Below are 1,079 nucleotides of genomic sequence, written 5' to 3'. Positions count from 1 at the left end.
AAGACCATAGCTACACCCGTAGCGCGGTCAGCGAAGGCACGATTGTGGTTCGCAATGCCGAAGGCGCCAATGACCTGGTGGGGCTGAACCGTGACACCGCCAATGCCAATCAGAAACTTGACCGGCCTGATGAAAAGGCCATGCAAGAGCGTATTGACCTGATCCAAAGCTCGGCGCAGTTGGCCAGTGGGGTGATCAGTGCGGTGGGCAAAGCCAAGGCGGATGAGGCGAAAGCACTGGCCGATAAAGCCAAAACCCAAACCGAAACCGGTTCGCCGGATGCCGCTGGAACGGTGCTCGCAGCGAATGCCGCTTATACGGAAGCCCAGCGCTGGCAGGTCGGTGGCGACAAACGCTTAATGGCCGATATCGCGTCCGGACTAATCGCCGCAGGGCTGGGTGGCGCGCCTGTAGGAACGACGGTTGGTATTGTCGCCAACACGGCCTCCAGCGATATCTTCAACAAGATTGGCGATTATGCCCAGTCGCGTGCGACTGATCCGAAGTCGGATGCGGCCACTCGGGCGGCTTGGGCTGAAGGCGGTGCGGCACGTGTGATGTTGCACGCGTTGGCGGGGGCGGCTATTGGGTTGTCCAGTGGCAATGTGCAGAGTGGTGCATTGGGTGCGGGAGCTTCTGCGGCCTTGATGCCTAGCATTGCGGATGCACTGGGTAAAAATGGTATCAGGGGATCGGAACAGGAGACGTTGGCTGCGTTGGTCGCCCTCGGTGTGGGCGCCTCTGTGGGCGGTAGCGGCACCGCTGCGGGTGCGGTAGTTGCTGGGAGTACGGCAATAGCCGTCGAGCAATACAACCGTCAAGCGCACCCTACGGAAGCGCGTTTAATACAAAAAGAAGCCGATAAGTTAGCGGCGGAAGCGGGAATTTCCCCTGCTGAAGCAGAAAGGCGCATGGCCGCAGCGCTGGCGTCCTATACCGATAAAACGTGGAAAGCTACGATCGAAAAAGCTGGTGAGAGTCAGTTTGACCCCCTCACTCTGAAACACTTGGGTGAAGCGCTGGCTCCCTTGGCGTCTATCTACGAGAACAGTGCGATGTATCCCGAGGGGACCCGTCGC

General features: G+C 59.3%; 1 pseudogene. It reads left to right on the top strand.

Annotated elements, in window-relative coordinates:
- Positions 1 to 44: 44 nt before the first annotated feature.
- A pseudogene (locus AO064_RS21765) lies at positions 45 to 1,079 on the top strand (hypothetical protein); the annotation flags it as partial.

This window comes from Pseudomonas marginalis (assembly GCF_001645105.1).
Lineage (GTDB): Bacteria > Pseudomonadota > Gammaproteobacteria > Pseudomonadales > Pseudomonadaceae > Aquipseudomonas > Aquipseudomonas petroselini.
Note: the sequence above shows the minus strand (reverse complement) of the source record. Positions and strands in the feature narration are given on the sequence as shown.